The following is a 17,801-nucleotide window of genomic DNA, read 5'->3' on the forward strand; positions in this document are numbered from 1 at the left end:
TCTTCCATGTTTACTGCATAATATTTGAAGCCGTACCAGGCCGTCTGGCTACTTTCTTTTTCGGGGCCTTTTCTTCTTTTTCTTCTTTCGGTTCTGCCGCCTCTGCTGCTTCTACAGATACCGTCTCTTTATTTTCTTTCTCGCTGCCCTTGCTGCTTTTTTCTTTTGCGGCAGGCGGATCGGTTTTAGCCGTTTCGCTTTTGGTGATTGTTTTTGAATTTAAATCATTTACAAATTTCAGCTCAACGATATCTTTATTTGCGATCGGTTCTGTTTTCTTTTTCGCCGCTGAGTCTTTTTCCGCTGTGACTCCCTGCGTTTCTTTTATTTCCTGTCCAATAACGGGCTTACTGCTGTCCTCCTGTCCGGTGGAGAGCTGCATCCGCTCCGCTTGATTGCGGGTCAGCATGGCATTTAATGTGTTGATAATAGCAGGGTCAAAAATGTCGGTGTTTCCGAAATGGGCAGCCAGCTGAATAATCAAGTATTTCACTGATTCATTCGGATTTTTTTGCCCTGCGGCCCAGTCCCCGACAATATCGGGGCAGGCGGAGCTTGCAGTTTTTACATAAATGGTCGGCTTTTTGTCTTCCTGCATATGGAGCCCTCCCCTCCTTCTGCCGTGCCTTTTTTATGAGACAGGGGCAGTCAATTCATCCATATAGATGTCATTAAATGTATTTAGTCCGTTTACGTTCATGTCCACTGCATATTGCGGCGGAATCCACAGCAGCTTGAACCGTTCTTTCTTGGCAATCGTCATTAATTTGCTGTACAAGTGATCTTTTAGCAGAATCGAGCCGCCTCCATACACGACCGCGATATGAATTTCTTTGGAACGCATATTATTTACGAAGCTCTGCACATCCTCTGCAATATCAAACGATAAGTTCTCCAGCGGTTCTCCGTTTAAATCCGTTAAAATATCTTCTTTAAAAGCATGAGATTTTGATTTGATAATTTCAGAGATGTCCTGCCGTGTATACGACTTTTTCTCTTTCCAGATACTCACGACCGACTCAAGTGCAACGCCAAGCCCGTACTCCAGACCTTCACTATGTTTTAATTCGTACCCGTTTGTAATGATCAGCTCGGTCGTCCCGTCGCCAATATCAATATGCATTAAGTTTTTATCCTGAAAATATTGACCGTCTAAATCCGGCTTCATATTATACTGCTTAATAAACTCATCAAACATATCCCCGGAGCGGTAGTTTCCTTCTCCGTCTTCAATAATTTCGAATAATGGCGGCGTTCCTTCGGCGGACACACCTACATATCCAAATGTAACTTTCACGACTACTCTTAAATCACTTTTAATGTTTACAGTGACCATATGCGTTCCTTTTTGGAACCGCTCTTTAAAGATCTTTGCGTTCACTTCATTATAAACAGAAGCCGGCAGGCATGTGGACATGTTAACCGTTACTTCTAACACATCGTTGTTTTCAATTTCTTTCTTTTCTGAAAAATGCTCTTGTACTGTTTTTACGGCTACAATGCCAAGTGTATTAATAATAGGCAGATCCTGTTCATGCTTTTTTCCTTTTTCTAAATTCATATTCTTTACTTTACTAGCGGCTACCCCTGCCATTGCCGCATGTCCTACCAATACTCTTGTATTGTCTGCGAGCTTTATGGCGGGACTTGAAATCGTAATATCAATATTGTTATGCAGTTCGTTTATCGCTTCTATCAATGTGGTTTTCTTTTCAGACCGCGGTTTGGAAATGCGGGCAAAAACGTTCGGGTGCTTTACCGGAACTCCGTTTATAACCAACTTGTGTTCGCTGTTTCCATTATCGTTTGAAACAATCAAATCATACGTTTTCTCCATTTTAATCTCTCCTTTTTAGTAAGTAGGCCAATAGAGATAAGCAGCGTGTTTCTTTTTAAAAATTAAGAGAATAATATAGGATATTACGCAACACTAGTAATTATTCTTTTAAATTACCGTTCTATGAAATTTTTTTTAAAAAAAGAATAATTTTTTTATAGACTGAGCAGTTGCGCGCTGTATTGTCCCGTGTATAAAAAGAAAAAAGCTGTTTTGAACACAAAAACAGGGCTGCTCCAGAAATCGGTGTTCATCGACTTTTGAGCAGCCCTGTTTTCTTATTTCCGGACATCTTTTGCAATATGGCGTACCTTTGCCATTGTGCTTCTTCTATCAGCAAATTTGTCAAACCCCAGAAATATACCAGCGACATGAAAACCTCCGAGAATCACTTCAGCTGCTGTGTACATTGAGCGGAACACGCAATAAAAAACCTCCATTCATATGGGCAGGTTTATGGTTATTCATCGTGTATTTGTCAAAAAAATCAGCCAAACTTTTTCCCTGTTTCGTTCTTTTTGCTTCTCTCTTCTACGGCTTTTAAAAATTGATTAATATGATTTAATTCTTCTTCATTTAAAGGGACACCATCCCAATGAAGCTCTCCAGCGAGCAGGTTTTTCGTATTAAAGCCTTCAATCCGGTCTTTTCTTTCTTTTTGGTCCGTTAAGCATAAGATGTAATCCACTGAAACATTATAATAGTGGGCAAACAACGTCATTTTTTCTAAAGAAGGCTGCCGGAACTCAGACTCGTATCCAGCATAGGTTGATTTTGCAACACTGACAATTTTAGCAGCATCATCCATGGTGAGATTTTTTTCCAATCGAAGTTCTTTTAACTTTTCTCCATATCCTATAATGATACTCACCTCATTTCAATGACTTATATGGATTGGCATATCTTATTTTGCATTTTTAAGAATAGGGAGTAAATGATTTTTAACTTCCGCTAATTTCTCCTCAATGAGTGTCATATACATGCTGAACATGTTTATTTCCTCCGCTGTAAACATTCTTTTTTGTTCGGAAAATATCACAGTGTGGCCAATGATATGATCTTTATAGGTAAGCGGACAGCAGCAGATCGACTGATAGCCATTTTTCAAAAGTTCTTTTTTATGGTTAAGAGAGGTAATATCTTCGCCTCTTTCCAAATCCGGAATGGCAACGATTTGTTTGGAATATACAGGGATCTCATCACCATCTAGAATATCATTTACAGTGGATAAACCGCTCGAATATTCATTGTACCCTGGTGAAACATTAGTCACTGCTCCGTTCCACATCTTCTTCTCATTTTCATCGTGTATGTATATGCCGCAGCTTAATTCTTTAAAATGATGCTCCATTAAAGAAGTGAACTGGTTTAACATAAATTTTGTTTGAAGTGCTGCCAGCTCATCCTCACCAATAATCCCTTTTTCGTACAGACTAAAAAAAACCGTTGATAAATCCTGATGATTCTTTAATATAGGTTCAATGTGGGAGAGGGTCTTTTTTATTTCTTTTCTATATATGAACTTTTCTAGTGATTGAGCAATGTTGATCTCGTCCATAAATCTCCATACCCTTTCATTAGTGTACATGATTTTTCAGAAAAATAAATTATTCAGTATGTTTCTATAAAAGAGACATTGCTTTACCTACTTCAATTTAGTTCTTTTTCCAGTAAACAAATCAATTTGCCAGGTTCCATTGTATTGAGGGCGGTGATTTATTTCCGTTATCGTGAGGGTACAGTCCTGAACAGTGAAATCCACTCTCCCTCCCCCTCTTGTAATCGAAGCCGACAGGCCATCCACTACTTGAAATAATCGATGCATCGGGCGCAGCCGCCATGGAAATGTATCAGGAAGCTCATGCTCTCCATGGTGATGGTAATAAATAATGTCGACAATATCTTGATGTACGGAGTAAAATTGTTTAGCAATTTCAGCCCCCCGATAAGCATGCAGTTTGCTGTCTTCAAAAACTTTTTTTGGATCGACTACATCCCCAATAGACAGAATAGGCTGAGATTTCCCCAAGTCATGAAAGATAAAAGCCTGTACTAACTGATCTTTATCAATACCAATGATTTTTGCAATACCCTGTTGATACAAATTAGAAAGAAGTTTAAGGCAATTCACCACATGGCGGTACCCGCCATCCGGTATGATTCCTGTGATGGTAATCATCTTTGTTTCAGGATCATAAATATCATTATACTCCACTGTATTCTTCAATTTATATTCCACTCTAGTATTTGGAAGTGTTAAAGCAAAAGCCATATCGATTTCATTTTGTATGTCTACAATGTCCGTTACATCTTTTCCCGTAACCAAAACGCCTTTTTTCACGCCTTCTTCCACTAAAGGAACGGCATTCATTGATAAAATCCTGTTTGTAAATGTTTTTCTTAATACGTTTTTTCGTGCTTCCCCTGTTTTTAAAACTTCTTCTAATACCTTATTATTGTAATCGATAGGCAGGTGTACAAAGTTTGCTTCGTTATAAATATGCTTGCCTTCATAGTCAACTTCTTCGAGCCCAAATAAGCGCTCCCCAGAAGGGTTAATATATTGAATCTTTAGTTCCTGGTCAATCAAAATAAGCGTTTCATCCATTGAACTTAAAATGTATTCTAAAAACTTCTCCTGAGATACTAACTTTTTCATCCCTTTCGCTCCTTTAAGCAAGCCGTAATCTATTATTTATATCGATTAAAAATATTTTCCCCTGACTCTTTGGACTTGGCTGTTCATAATAAATCTATGATAATGACTGGCCGCTTTTCTTTACTATTTTTTACAGTATGCAACAAGTCCTCTATGTCTACATAAAAGTGAAGCTTCCATTCTATATCTTGGTTAGGCTTTATAAAAAGCAACACATCTTCCGTTTCTCCATACACGTAGTGGCCAAAAGAATCTTTTGCCAGGCAGTACCGGGTTTTTTCCATGCTATTCCCCCGAAAGTTCTCGAAACGAGAACTTTATTTTTATTATATAGGTTACCAAGGAAATATTAAACAGAAAATCACTCAAACATGTTAGAATCCCTGCAAATTAATGGCACAAGAATTCACACAAACGTACGAAACCGTTTTAGGGAATAGTGGGATTAGCTGCTTTATAAAGAGAGAAAGAGTAAATACCTGTTTAATTGAAAATCGATCATTAATACACCCCTATCTTCAGAGTCAGAAAGTAAAAATCTCATAAAAAGGATAAAACCGAATAAGTAACAGAGGCATTTTTTATAGTCAAAGAAAAAGTAAATGTTTTACTTTTCCTAAAAGAACAGGTCTATGAATATGTAAAGGATAATGAAAGGAAATTTATTTGTGAGGTAAAAATCGGTATCAGTTTATTATCTTAGCTTAACAGCCATTTTAAAAAGCGTGATTATTTTTTAAAATAGAACATTTCTATATCATATTATGTTACTTTTTAATAAAGACCTGATTAAATAGTAATTCTTATTTTTCTGACTACATGGCGATTATCTAAGATCCTTTTGCGGTTTCTCATCAATTACAGCAGCTTCAGTGTATTACAACCTTATTAAACAGAAGGGTGTAATCACTAGATAAAATTGAAAAACCGCTATACCATTTAATTGGGAGTGAACTATATGAGTGAAAACATTTCAGATATCGATTATAAACAAGTAATTGAGTATGCCTTGGAACCATTAATTATTCATTCACAGCTAAAAATTATTGATATGAATCGTGCCGCAGAAATATTTTTTAGAGCCTCCAAAAAAGATATTATCGGAGCAAGTCCTTTAGATATTTTTAAAGATACATCCAAATCAGCAATAGAAAAAAGAATACAATCGGCTTACGAACAGCCAGCAAAGGTAATTGAAGAAACAATCTACAGAATGGATGGCACAACCGTTGAGGTTGAATTATATTGTCACCCTGTATGGATGGGTGAGACAAAAGCGATTCAGACATATGTACGAGATATAACAGAAAGAAAAGCAGCGGAGAATGAGCAAAAAAGGATGTTAGAGCAAGTAAATGAGTTGTCTTCAACCCTCGTTCCTCTTTTAGATGGAATTGCCGTACTTCCTCTGGCAGGTTCTATAGATGAACAAAGAGCAACGCAAATATTAGAAAGTGTTCCGATAAAAGCACAAAAACAAAATATAAAATTCTTAATTATAGATTTCTCTGGTCTTTATAACTTAGATTCTGTCGTAACAGAATATATTTTTAAAATGAATCAAGTATTATCCATGCTTGGTATACGTTCTCTCTTAACAGGGATAAGACCAGAAACAGCACAAATGGCCGTACAGATAGGAACAACTTTTAAATCCACCCCAACTGTGTCGACCGTCAAAGATGCCCTTCAATTATTAGGCGTCGTGCATAATAAAAGCCTGCTAATTTAAATCAAAGAAAATAAGTGAATTTAAGTGAACAATGCAGTCAGCATTGCTTTTTTATTTTAAATTTATCCCTTGTTAACACAGTGCTATATGTTTATTTAATAGTCCTATCATAAAAAAATGCAGGCATTATGATTTGCCTGCAAGTTAAAAACGCTTTAAGTAATTCCTCAAAAGGTATCAAGATTATCTAAATTGTTTTCCTTTGTGCCATCCGGTTCACTGCGAATAATTTCCCGCCCGTATCGCTCAAAAACGTCCACATGGGCGAGACGTCCTGCTTTTGCTTCTTTCAGCGCTTCCATATAATCCAGCTCTCGGCCGCTGCTGGTTTTAAATGCTATAATATCTCCTTCCTCGTTTTTCCGGACCGCGGTGATTTGTTCCTGGCCATCCGAAGAAGAATTTTGAATTACCTGGGAAGCCATCTGCTGACTTTGCTGTTTGTACTGATCGTATACTTGTTCAAACCGATCTTGTGACATGCCATCCCCTCCTTTTTGGATAGTATGGCGAGCTTCTGACTTTTTAATCATGACTGTGCTTAATGAAGGTCTATTTGGTTAAAAAGAACTTTCTTTTTCTGCCACGTCCGGTGCATCAATAAATGATTTTGTGCCATCTTTTCTGTAAAGCTGAGCAGCCCCAGATTATTATCGGTTTCCATGATTGGTCCACCCGTTGTGGCTATATACTGGAGCGTTTCTTTCCATAAGCAGTTCTTGGGTACAGCAGCACCGGGTTCTTGGCAAACAATCCGACCCTGCTCGTCGCAATAGCGGATGATGCTTTTCTTTTTTCGTTTGAATGCATTGATCCGGGCCACAGACTCCATCAGCCGGCCCCATACGCCTGAGAAGCTGGCGTTATTGATCGGGCTGCTCGTGCATTGCATAATATGCGCGCTTCGTCCGTCATTGGATTCGACGGCTGTGTAAACCGAGGAGGCGTAGTGAACATCTCCCGAAAGAATAAAACAATGGTGCGGCGCCCAGTTAAAGATTTGCTCTAAAAAAGCCGTAAAACCTTGCCCATTGTACTTCCAGGCTTCGAAATCAAACAGCTCATGAACAGGAATGCCGATTAGCCGAAGAGGATTGGTGTATGTGTGCAGAGCGGATTCAATTAAGCCAATTCCATAGAGCGGAGCAGGTGAAGCGACTATTAACATATTCCCTCTCTTCCAGCCGCTCTCTTTCAGCAACGCAGCAATAGCCGGCCAGGCGCTTTGGCGCACGAGCTCCGGGCTTTGCAATTTCTCCTGCATGATCCGGCCGACCCTCCCAGGAGCAGATGAAACCTGATATCCTCTTTTCGTCCGCGTATCTAAAAAAACGGTTTTCGGCTCAGTAGGAGCGATAAAATGCCAGGATGGATAATTCCATAAAGTGTGCAGCCAGTCCCCATAGCTTTCTGATTCCACGTCGAAGTGTCGAGCGTATCGCTTCATGGTTTTTAAAAACGGCTGATCAAACGAATCGGGTGTGTTTCCCCAGCCTTGAAAAGCCCAATACGCTCCTAAACCGTTGGCTACAACGTGAGATCCAAGCGGCGAGTTTTTGACGTTTTCTTTCCATTCCTCTGACAGGTTCCAATCATCGGTGATGTCATGGTCATCAAAAATCATATAAGACGGGACATTCGCCATCAGGCGCCTGACGCGCTTTAACGAAGCAATGAACTCTCCCAGCTCTTCTGTTTGTTCCGCAAAACGCTGTTTATGCTGCCGAAGTTCCAAATCGTGTATTTTTTGAAAAGCGGGCTCTGTAGAAAATACAAAGTGAATCCGGTCATTCGCTAACTCTTCTTCAAAAACAGGAAGCCCCCCGTTTTCCTGAATATACTCCCATACTTGCGGACCCCAGGATAACACATATAGGGCTGCATATTCGGAGAACTGAATAAGATGATTATGCGACTGGTTAGATGTAAACCGGCATAGATGATCCATAATCAATTTTCTTCCATGAATTTTATAAAGAGAAGAATACCTTTCCAGGCGTTTATCTATTTTATGAAGAGGTTCTTCTTTGCCCACTAGCTCCCTGCCAAGAGACGTAATCACCGGGAACAGCGGGTCTGCCACATGATCCGCATAAATCTGGTCTCCCAGCAAAAAAAGTGCCTGCGGTCTTTTTTCCAATACATGAACGGTTTCTTCCATATACATATCTCCTGCTGCCATGGCATCTTCGCCTTTTCCGTGAAATTTTCGGCATGAACCATATAAAACGTTTGTATGTTTTCCTTCCGAAATGAAAAAAGATGGATAGGGAAGATTTTCATAGACAAGTGAGTCCGCACCGGGTTCGAGCAGGCCAAAATGGCTCAAATCGACGGTGTCAGATCCCTTTGTAAAGAAAAGGTTGTAGCCGAGGAGGGTTTGAAGCGGGAAAGTACCTGAGGCAGGAACGATTTTAATCATATAAACAAACAACCGCTTTCCAAAACGGACATACTCCATTTCGCTTTGATCGCTGATTAGCCCATCGTCTTTTCCTGATGGCGCGAGCTGGTACAGTTTTGCGCTGATCTGAAAAGGCTTGCTCGTGGCGATCCAGATAAAAACATTGCTTTGATCCACTCTTCTTAAAACAGGGCCAGATAAAATAACAGGAAGGTCCATCCGTCTCTATTCCTTTCTTTTCAGGCTGTTTTATAAGATATTCAATAGTAGAATAGAATGTGAGCTGTCAGGGAAGACCTGTTTTTTCAGATGGATGGCTTTCATACAAAAAAGCTCCGCCTACGGCGGAGCTTCAGTGGGAGACTGGTGGCATTCTATTGACTTACTTGATTTTTCCTAAAGAGAGCCTCGTTCATCTTCTTCAATAAAGATTTCAACTTCTTCCCATTCACCTATATCGATGCTGCAAAACCACCGGGGCGCTCATACAAGCTTCTGATTATCTTGATGGTTCAGCGGCTGGGATAATCTAAGTTTCTGTGCCCAATCTTCACCCAAACGAAAAAGTCTGTTCCGCTGATGTGTGTGAAAATGGCTCATGGATGCCTCCTTAAAAGCTTTGCTTCATTACTTGATGAGAGCTGCGTATGCACTCTGTTTCGTCCATTTTGCTTAGCCTGATACAACGCTTGATCAGCCTGCTTGAATAAACCCGTAAAAGAATGCGAGGTGCCCGGGATCAATCCGGCTACCCCTACGCTGACCGTAACCCATGGGGCAGCCGGAGAGTGTTTATGTTCGATTTTTTCCTCTTCTACATTCCGGCAGAGCGCTTCTGCCCGCAAAAGAGCTTCTTCCGGACTGCACCCGGGAAGCGCAATAAGGAATTCTTCTCCTCCGTACCGGCTGATACAAGCACCGCTTTCTTCCAGTGTTTTTTGAATGACACCCCCTACCTTAACAAGGCAGCTGTCTCCCTTTAAGTGGCCATAATGATCATTGTAATGTTTAAAATAATCAATATCGATGATTATAAACGAAATAAAATGGCCGTTTTTCCGGGCATTCTCCCACCCTGTTTCTAAACATTTTTCGATTCCTCTTCGATTAAGGAGGCCTGTTAAACTGTCTGTGTGGGACATTTTCTCCAATGACTCATTGGCTTCCTTCAGCTTTCTTTCCATCATTTTGCGCTCTGTAATATCCACTACAACGCCAATAATCAGTGTTTCCTGCTCATCTTCGTCCACCATTAAAGAAGACGTCACTTTTCCCCAAATCGTCCGGCCATCCTCGCAAATGTATCTTTTTTCAAGCTGGTAATACTCAATTTCCCCGCTTACAAGCTTGTCGAGCAGGTCATTATTCGGCAGAACATCTTTCGGATGACTAAAATCACGAAAAGTCATATTTAAGAATGCTTCTTCTTTATATCCAAACATTTCAGTCATTTTCGGATTCACAAAAACAATTTTCCCGCCGGGCTCCATTAAGGCGATCCCGACTCCCGACTTTTCAAAAATCAGCCGGAATCGATCGTGGTTGTTCTGGAGCATGTCTATTTGTTTTTGCTGCCGGTCATATAAAGCACCTGCTCCCCAGATAACGCCTATGTATATAAAAAGAATAATGAGCTCAAAAGCCCCGAATCCTTTCTGTGTAAAACCCTGCTGGTACGCAAATGCGAACCATACATTCCCTGTTAAAAAGAGTGCAGCCAACAAGCGCCCTTTATACAACTTGATTTTCGTCCATTTCGGCCCCACTTTATATCCCCCATATCGCTGACTTTCTTTTTCTGTAACCCTATTCCCTGCTTCTATTTTTGTACATAATTAACAACATTAAAGCCTGTTCTTCCCCTATACACTTTACCACATTTATACAATAACAACTAAGATGGCTGCTGTTTTAAGTATCCACTAATTTCTCCTCAAGCGCCAGGCTCTTATCTTTTTCCGGCACAAACCCGTATATTTCTTTCCCTTTCGTTTTTTGTATAAATGTCCTGTAAACCGTTTAAACTGGTACTGTTAAATCCCCAAATTTCATATGATACAGCTCGAAACCATTTCTGCAGCCAGGCTCCCCTCGCCTGGCTGTTTTTTTATGATCGTTTTTCAAGTAAAAACTCCAGCCATCCACTTTTTTGCTTCAACGATCCGGTTCTCGTATCTTCCTTTTATTGAAAACTAAGTCTATCAGATTTTACCGAAAGAGTACCCCCGCTTCAATTTCGTAAAGGGCGAAGCCCAGAAATAAGCGGTGGGATGAATGTCGGTTTTGCGAAGCAAACGTTTTTAGTTTTGTCATAATTTTGGTATAATTTGTATTATTGCTAACAAATGAGGTGAGTAGAATGCTGGTTAACAAAGCCTATCGCTTTCGCCTATATCCATCCAAAGAACAAGAAGTGTTGATTTCGAAAACCATTGGCTGTTCGCGGTTTGTGTTTAACCGCTTCCTTTCCTTATGGAACGAAACCTATCAATCAACTGGAAAAGGCTTATCGTACAGTGCCTGTTCAGCTCAGCTTACCAAACTCAAGAAAGAACTAGATTGGCTTCAAGAAGTTGACTCACATTCCCTGCAGTCATCCTTGAAACATCTTGCAGACTCATTTGACCGTTTCCTCAAGAAGCAAAACAAGGCTCCACGATTTAAGAGTAAGAAGAATAAAGCGCAGTCCTACACGACAAATATTGAAAAAAAGAATCAGCTTCCGGAGGTAAGCATTTTGGGCAATCTTATGAAACTGCCTAAGCTGGGCTGGGTTCGTTTTGCGAACAGCCATGACGTGCAGGGCCGCATTTTAAACGCAACGATACGGAAAAACCCTTCGGGCAAGTACTTCATTTCCTTGCTTGTTGAAACAGACGTGCAAGACCTGCCCAAAACAGATTCCACTGTTGGGATTGATGTTGGTTTAAAAGACTTTGCCGTTCTCTCGAATGGGAAAGTGTACAAAAATCCGACATTTTTTAGAGCGTTAGAAGAGAAGCTGGCCAAAGCACAGCGTGTTCTTTCCCGCCGCCAGCGCCTGGCCATTCAGCAAAAAAAACCGTTATCAGAAGCGAAAAATGTGCAAAAGCAGCGTATCAAAGTGGCACGTATTCATGAACAGATTGCGAACGCACGGACTGATTACTTGCAGAAAATCACGACCGAGATCATCAAAAACCACGATGTTATCGGTATTGAGGACCTGAAAGTGTCAAATATGCTGAAGAACCGTACATTATCCAAAGCAATCAGCGAAGTTTCCTGGTCGGCATTCCGCACGATGCTGGAATACAAAGCGACGTGGTACGGCAAGAAGGTGATTGCGGTTGATCCTCACTACACCTCCCAAAAGTGCCATTCATGCGGATATACAGCGGAAGAAAACCGTCGAACACAAGCGGCATTTATTTGTGTTTCCTGCGGTCATTCTGAAAATGCGGATATCAATGCTTCCCGGAATATCCATGATTTAGCCATGGTTTAGTCACACAATTTGATTTTCCGCAGGAGACTTGCTGCAAAGTCGTTCGTACTGCCAACCGTCGGAGTGACGGGTGTAGCCTAATGAATTAGGGGCCGATAGGTTCCTGTACTTAGGAATCCCCCATGTTCAACGAACGCAGTGAGTAACTGGGGGTAATTCAAGTATTATCTTTACTTACTATCCAACTAGTGTATAATAATGGAATAACTGTTAAGGGGACCTAAATATGTTTGAATTATTTCTTTATATTATTGGATGTATCTATTTATTTTTCGTTGCTCTCTCTTAATTTCTGATTATGTTTTTGAAATGTGCTGTTTTCCTTCATGTTCGGTTTGAAGCAAACTTCATTTTTTCAAAAAGGAGGCGGCCTGATGGCTGGAGATGCTTTTTTTGCTGTTTTTCCAATTTTGACTCTTTTTTTTTATATTGCTCCTATTATATTTCTTGTTTGGTTTCTCATTCGATTTCTTAAAATACAACAGGAAAAGAATCAAATTTTAAAAACGATTTCTGACAAGTTAGACAAGCTGGTTAAATAACCAGGAAATCTTTCTTTTTTATATTACGCCTACGGCCTGCAACTGGAAAGAACCTCATTGCAGAGATTTTCACCAGCTTTCTAATTCATGCTGTTTGACCTTCTCACACCCTTTTCCCATTCTCTTTATTCTGCACTTCTAATCTTTCCTTTTATTACATATCCCTCTGACAGGCCTCGTTCAGCGATCTTTTTTTCCTGACACAGCTATTTTGTTTTCACTCCATACCCACCGCCCAACATCAGCAGCATATAGTTTCCTTCTGAGATTAGACGCATATGCTGATAAGAAATCACTATTCATAAAGGAGCGGTATTGATGAGCGATTCTTCCAAAAATCCGAAAATCCTGTCTGATAAGGTCATTGATCTACTTGTAAGCACGACGCTTCAAAAAAACGGTGTGAATATCGAAAAAGCGAAAAGCAAGCTGTCCGATGAGCAGAAAAAAATGTTTAAAGATCTGGTGGAAGACCTGACGAAGCAAGTGGATTCATTTGTGAAAAAGCCGCCTGTTGACAAAAAAGAATCAAAATAACGATTTTGCCCTAAAGCCCCGTCTTTGGGGCATTTTTTATTTTCTAAAACAGTTACAGATGCCCTTTCCGAAAGACTGATAACTTCATATGGTATGGTATAACGCAAAAAAGGAGGGTTAGAACTATGTCAAAATGCTATGACGATTACGAGTCCAACAGAAGAAAACGGAAACGCCGTGAGGAAGAGAATGATCGCAACAAGCACGAGGATGCGGAAGTGGTACAAGACGGAGTTCAAAAATCATTTATCGATCAGGAATCGGATGAATTAATCTGGATTAAAGATTCCTGCAACGTTGAGGTGCAATCTACTGATACACAGGCCGCTGTATCTCTTCAAGTAGGCTTGCAGCTGGCGATTGCGCTCGTTGTCAGCATCACAATTGGCGACTCAGATGAAGGTGAGTCCGTTGCACAGGAGCTGTTCCAGCAATTTGACGCGGAGCAGACGAACAAACAAAAAGTGGTAATTGACAACTCAAAAGATGTCAGAATTACAACAACGGATACCGATCTGGCTGTGAACATTCAGGCGCTTCTGCAAGTGCTTGTGGCGCTAGTTGTTAAATTAGACGTCTTGTAATCAAGTTCAGTAAAAAATGAAAGAGGTGAACAACATGAGTGAGAAAAAGTGGAGAGCTTTGGATCATTGCGATGATGATAAACAAAAAGACGCGGACGTACTGCAAGAAGGAGATCAGTCCGTTTCTAACGATCAAGAGTCCTTTGAGTGGATTATTGTAAAGGATTCTGAAGATGTCGAAGTTCAAACAACAGATACGCAGGCTGCCGTATCATTGCAGCTGGGCATCCAGGTTGCCATCGCGGTTGTTCTCAGCATCACGGTCGGTGACTCAAATCAAACAAAAGCTGTGGTGCAGGACTTGAAGCAATTCATTAAAACAAAACAAAAAAATACGCAAAAAACCGTGATCGAAGGTTCCAAGCATGTTAAAGTGACAACAACGGATACTGACTTGGCTGTGAACATCCAAGCCCTTCTTCAAATCCTCCTGGCTATTGTAGTAAAACTGGATGTTCTTTAATTGTTAAGTTTTATGGGAAAAGAGGCGGCAGACATCATATGTAAAAAACTGGCTGGTGTTCTTCTGCTTCCATATACTTAAAGATTTGCTCGATACAGGCGCAGCTTTTTGCGCCTTCTTTTCTTTGAAAAAACGACTGGACTGCACACCTTTTTCGTGAATCTTTTTGTCATGCTTGGGTTTCCCTTTTATTACAGCCGTTTAGCCGGCTTTTAGGAAATAAAGCGGCTTTGTTGAAAAGCCGCTCGCTTGCGTACCAATCCTTACCTTTTTCGGATCCTGAAGAATTTCCTTAAAAGCCAAGGACCTTGCGGGAAACCGAGTGTGAGCTGCCAGGCTCCAAGACCCTGCAGGCCGTTTTGACGAACAGCAAGCATTTTAGCGCTGATGCTTCTCACATCTTCAAACCATACTTCATGTGCAATGCCCTGTTCATCCCTATATCGGAAAAAAGGCGTTTCGTTTTCTCTGGAATATTGAATAGGAGATTGATATCTCATCGCTGTGGCAATGGCATCTTGATTGGAAATCGCCCGTGCTGCTGTGCCAGGCGTGTATGGAACAACCCAGTCGTAGCCATACAGCGGCATGCCCAAAATAATCTTGCTTCGCGGAAGCCGGCTGGACGCAAATTCAATCGTTCTTCTTACTTCGGTAATGGGAGCTCCAGGGCCCGGTTCGCTGCCGGCGTGATGCCAGTCATAAGCCATGATAAACATGTAGTCCACTACAGCCCCAATTCCGCCGTAATCGTATCCTCTTAACCATGGAATATCCTCGCTTGTTTTAGCCGGGACCGCTACCGTCACAACAAACCCTGCCGGCTTCAATCGTTCGGACAGCTGTCGAAGAAAGCCTGTGAAAAGATCACGGTCCTCTTGCCGAACCTGTTCAAAATCAATATTGACCCCGCCATATCCTTTTCTGGAAACGAGTGAGAAAATATTATTGATCAGGTTTGTTCTTGCAGCCGGATTGTTTAATACTTGATGAGCAAGCTCCGGACTGAAGCCTTGCTCTGTTAAATTGGTAACTGTTACAATGGGCGTCACACGGTTTTGCCAGGTCGTTTGAACAGCTGTTACATCATTTAACTCATTGACGATATCCCCATTTGCCGCAAAATGGTATTCAAAAAGCGAAATAATAGAAGCATATGCCGCAAAGTCTGTAATAAGTGCCTGGTCCAAAGCAGGACTTCGGACCACATAAAAACTTAACGTAGTGGCTAAATAGTTAGATATATCGGGTATTTGTATACGTGTGCCAGCCTGCAGAGAATCCGGATCAACTGAAGGATTAGCGGCTCGCAGCTGTGCGACAGTTACATACGATTTTCTGGCAATGGTAAAAAACGTGTCTCCCGGCTGAACAATATAAGTGTATAAAGGGATCAGAAGTGCCTGCCCGGGCACCACATTAGTTTCGACCAGCCCATTGACCATTCGTAATTGATCAACTGACGTTCTGTATCTGCTGCTTACTTGAAATAAAGATTCACCGGATTGGACCTCGTGAATAAACATAATTTTCCCCCATTCACTATTTCCGCCTTTCCATAAATATGATCTGCAAACAGCGCTTATTCACTTGTATTATGGGCCGCTCCCCTATTTAAAAAAAGGTTTTTCCTCTTATTTTATAAGCAAAAAGATAAAATTGGCTTTTTTCAATTACAATCGTTCGCCTACTTATGTAGCATTGACGTTATAGATTGATTTGTTATAGTTTTAGCATGTTTTAAATAGGAAGGAACGCGTTCTGTGAAAAGTATTCGACGCCGCTTATTGTTATTGTTACTTATCTTCATTCTTCTGCCTTATTTTCTCTCTGTTTTTTTAATTTATGGCTATACAAAAAACAGTGTGGAGCGGCAGGAACTTCAAAACAGCCGGGAGCAAATTCAAAGAAATGCCGAAGAGCTGGAGCAATACGCCGAAGATATTGTGAACCTGCCCTATATTTTATACCGTAATCCAGACTTGCTTCGAATGTTTGAAAACGGGTTTGAAGATTCGATTTACTTTGACTCTATGGCGATGGAAAAAAGCATCGAAACCTTTTATTTGATGCGAAAGGAAATTCGTCAGCTTCGCTTTTATATTGATAAAGATCAGGAATCCTTTACGGTTTACAATGCGATGATCAGCACACGTAAGCGGCAGCCTCGTTTTTTGGAACAAGATGTGATCAAGCAGCTCTATCAATCTAATGCCAAATATGTGATGGAGCCGCCGCATCCCATTCAAAATTATAACAATGCGGCCATCATTCCGGAGTCCGACCACACGATGGTCATGACCGTTCACCATAAAATTGTGGACGTTCCTTCAAACGAATTTCTCGGTATGATGACAATGGACATTGATTTAGCCGCTTATGCCCGCATCGTTCATAACCTGGTTCAGGAAAACGGCGCCTCTGTACTGCTGATTGATTCTCATGATCGTATTGTGTATGCCAATGATCCAGAACAGATCGGCACTTCCGTTTCTTCTAATTTAAAGAAGCGGTTAACGAAGACCAGTACTGATACAGACAAGGACATTCTCTTATCCAAAACGTTATCAGGACCGCTGGATCAATGGAAATTAGTGAAGATCATTCCGAGCCACGCTTTGTTTCACGACGCCCGAAAAACCGCTTATATCAATATAGCGGTCGGAATCGGTGTAGGCGTGTTAGGACTGCTGATGATCGGCTTGATCTCTTACCGGATTACCCGCCCGATTCAGCTTCTCAGCCGGAAAGTACGCTCTATCGAAGGCGGAAACATGGACGTTCCTTTTGATACGGGCAGAAAAGACGAAATTGGTCATCTGGAAACGCATATGAAAGATATGATGAACCGCATTAATCGCCATATTGACCGTGAATACAAGCTTGAAATTGAAAATAGAAAAAATGAGTTCAGGGCATTGAAATCCCAGGTCAACCCGCATTTCTTATTTAATGCCCTGCAGTCCATCGGGGCGGTTGCGCTTCGTTCCCAATCTCCGAAGGTATACCAGCTATTGACTTCTTTGTCTCAAATGATGCGTTATTCCATTCAAGCCAATCAATGGGTCTCACTTCGGGATGAAATGAATTATATAAACGCTTACCTCACTCTTCAAATGGAACGGTTTGGGCCCAATGTACATCATTCCATTCAGATCAGTGAGCAAGCACTGGATAAGAAATTGCCAAGCATGACTCTTCAGCCTCTTGTAGAAAACTTCTTTAAGCACTGCTATGAGGAAGGATTTTATGACGCTCGTTTAACCATTTCCGGAGATATTCAAGGGGATGACCTATACCTCCGCGTTGAAAATGATGGGCCTGGTCTGACGAACACGAAGCTTCAGGCATTAAGACATCATATTTATGCTTCTCTTGGCAGCGACATGTATTCGGGCAATCATATTGGCTTAAAAAATATCCATGATCGATTAGTACTGCATTACGGGACGGAAGCCGTCTTCACAGTCGATTCGAGAGACAGCCGGGGATTCTCGGTCGCCATACGCATTCCGGCCGAAATAACACTTTCCGAGGAGTAAATGAATATAAAAAA

The 17,801-nt window shown here is 41.0% G+C and carries 17 protein-coding genes; 7 read left to right on the forward strand and 10 right to left on the reverse strand.

Annotated elements, in window-relative coordinates:
* Positions 1 to 10: 10 nt before the first annotated feature.
* From M3221_RS20215 to M3221_RS20240, 6 genes are all read right to left on the reverse strand, one after another.
* Positions 11 to 598, reverse strand: coding sequence for a hypothetical protein (locus tag M3221_RS20215; RefSeq protein ID WP_251273496.1), 588 nt, complete (start codon positions 596 to 598; stop codon positions 11 to 13).
* Positions 599 to 631: 33 nt separating this feature from the next.
* Positions 632 to 1,837 (reverse strand): ParM/StbA family protein, encoded by a 1,206-nt coding sequence (locus tag M3221_RS20220; RefSeq protein WP_251273497.1) that lies wholly within the window; start codon positions 1,835 to 1,837, stop codon positions 632 to 634.
* A gap of 487 nt (positions 1,838 to 2,324) precedes the next feature.
* Positions 2,325 to 2,708, reverse strand: a complete 384-nt coding sequence (locus M3221_RS20225) for a helix-turn-helix domain-containing protein (protein ID WP_311316157.1) — start codon at positions 2,706 to 2,708, stop codon at positions 2,325 to 2,327.
* A gap of 33 nt (positions 2,709 to 2,741) precedes the next feature.
* Entirely contained in the window at positions 2,742 to 3,395 is a 654-nt protein-coding gene (locus M3221_RS20230; protein WP_251273499.1) for a GAF domain-containing protein, read from the reverse strand.
* A gap of 87 nt (positions 3,396 to 3,482) precedes the next feature.
* The gene (locus M3221_RS20235) at positions 3,483 to 4,496 is read right to left on the reverse strand and encodes a PAS domain S-box protein (protein ID WP_251273500.1); all 1,014 of its coding nucleotides are present in this window, start codon (positions 4,494 to 4,496) and stop codon (positions 3,483 to 3,485) included.
* A gap of 83 nt (positions 4,497 to 4,579) precedes the next feature.
* Complete coding sequence (locus M3221_RS20240) at positions 4,580 to 4,780, reverse strand: hypothetical protein (RefSeq protein ID WP_251273501.1); 201 nt, start codon at positions 4,778 to 4,780, stop codon at positions 4,580 to 4,582.
* A gap of 674 nt (positions 4,781 to 5,454) precedes the next feature.
* Here M3221_RS20240 and M3221_RS20245 point away from each other — a divergent pair.
* The gene (locus tag M3221_RS20245; RefSeq protein ID WP_251273502.1) at positions 5,455 to 6,228 is read left to right on the forward strand and encodes a PAS domain S-box protein; all 774 of its coding nucleotides are present in this window, start codon (positions 5,455 to 5,457) and stop codon (positions 6,226 to 6,228) included.
* 167 nt (positions 6,229 to 6,395) lie between these two features.
* Here the strand turns inward: M3221_RS20245 and M3221_RS20250 are convergent, their stop codons facing one another.
* From M3221_RS20250 to M3221_RS20260, 3 genes are all read right to left on the reverse strand, one after another.
* A complete protein-coding gene (locus tag M3221_RS20250; protein ID WP_242237364.1) occupies positions 6,396 to 6,710 on the reverse strand; it encodes a DUF3892 domain-containing protein in 315 nt (104 codons plus the stop codon).
* 59 nt (positions 6,711 to 6,769) lie between these two features.
* Positions 6,770 to 8,851, reverse strand: a complete 2,082-nt coding sequence (locus M3221_RS20255; protein WP_251273503.1) for a metallophosphoesterase family protein — start codon at positions 8,849 to 8,851, stop codon at positions 6,770 to 6,772.
* Between the two features lie 377 nt (positions 8,852 to 9,228).
* A complete protein-coding gene (locus M3221_RS20260; protein WP_251273504.1) occupies positions 9,229 to 10,398 on the reverse strand; it encodes a sensor domain-containing diguanylate cyclase in 1,170 nt (389 codons plus the stop codon).
* Positions 10,399 to 10,991: 593 nt separating this feature from the next.
* Between M3221_RS20260 and tnpB the strand changes: the two genes are divergently transcribed.
* From tnpB to M3221_RS20285, 5 genes are all read left to right on the forward strand, one after another.
* The gene (gene tnpB, locus M3221_RS20265; protein ID WP_396395131.1) at positions 10,992 to 12,119 is read left to right on the forward strand and encodes an IS200/IS605 family element RNA-guided endonuclease TnpB; all 1,128 of its coding nucleotides are present in this window, start codon (positions 10,992 to 10,994) and stop codon (positions 12,117 to 12,119) included.
* Between the two features lie 374 nt (positions 12,120 to 12,493).
* Positions 12,494 to 12,661 carry a hypothetical protein gene (locus M3221_RS20270; RefSeq protein ID WP_251273505.1) on the forward strand — a complete coding sequence of 56 codons (168 nt, stop codon included), beginning with the start codon at positions 12,494 to 12,496 and terminating at the stop codon, positions 12,659 to 12,661.
* Positions 12,662 to 12,979: 318 nt separating this feature from the next.
* Positions 12,980 to 13,198 (forward strand): spore coat protein, encoded by a 219-nt coding sequence (locus M3221_RS20275; RefSeq protein ID WP_251273506.1) that lies wholly within the window; start codon positions 12,980 to 12,982, stop codon positions 13,196 to 13,198.
* 125 nt (positions 13,199 to 13,323) lie between these two features.
* On the forward strand, positions 13,324 to 13,782 hold the full coding sequence (locus tag M3221_RS20280; RefSeq protein ID WP_251273507.1) for a spore coat protein: 459 nt from the start codon (positions 13,324 to 13,326) through the stop codon (positions 13,780 to 13,782).
* 34 nt (positions 13,783 to 13,816) lie between these two features.
* On the forward strand, positions 13,817 to 14,245 hold the full coding sequence (locus M3221_RS20285; RefSeq protein ID WP_251273508.1) for a spore coat protein: 429 nt from the start codon (positions 13,817 to 13,819) through the stop codon (positions 14,243 to 14,245).
* Positions 14,246 to 14,508: 263 nt separating this feature from the next.
* On the opposite strand, the gene M3221_RS20290 is transcribed toward M3221_RS20285, so the two are convergent.
* Complete coding sequence (locus M3221_RS20290; protein WP_251273509.1) at positions 14,509 to 15,771, reverse strand: glycoside hydrolase family 18 protein; 1,263 nt, start codon at positions 15,769 to 15,771, stop codon at positions 14,509 to 14,511.
* A 237-nt stretch (positions 15,772 to 16,008) separates the two neighbouring features.
* Between M3221_RS20290 and M3221_RS20295 the strand changes: the two genes are divergently transcribed.
* Positions 16,009 to 17,787 (forward strand): cache domain-containing sensor histidine kinase, encoded by a 1,779-nt coding sequence (locus M3221_RS20295; protein ID WP_251273510.1) that lies wholly within the window; start codon positions 16,009 to 16,011, stop codon positions 17,785 to 17,787.
* The last annotated feature ends 14 nt before the right edge of the window (positions 17,788 to 17,801 follow it).

The sequence above is a fragment of the Domibacillus indicus genome (assembly GCF_023715895.1).
GTDB classification, from domain to species: Bacteria; Bacillota; Bacilli; order Bacillales; family Domibacillaceae; genus Domibacillus; species Domibacillus indicus_A.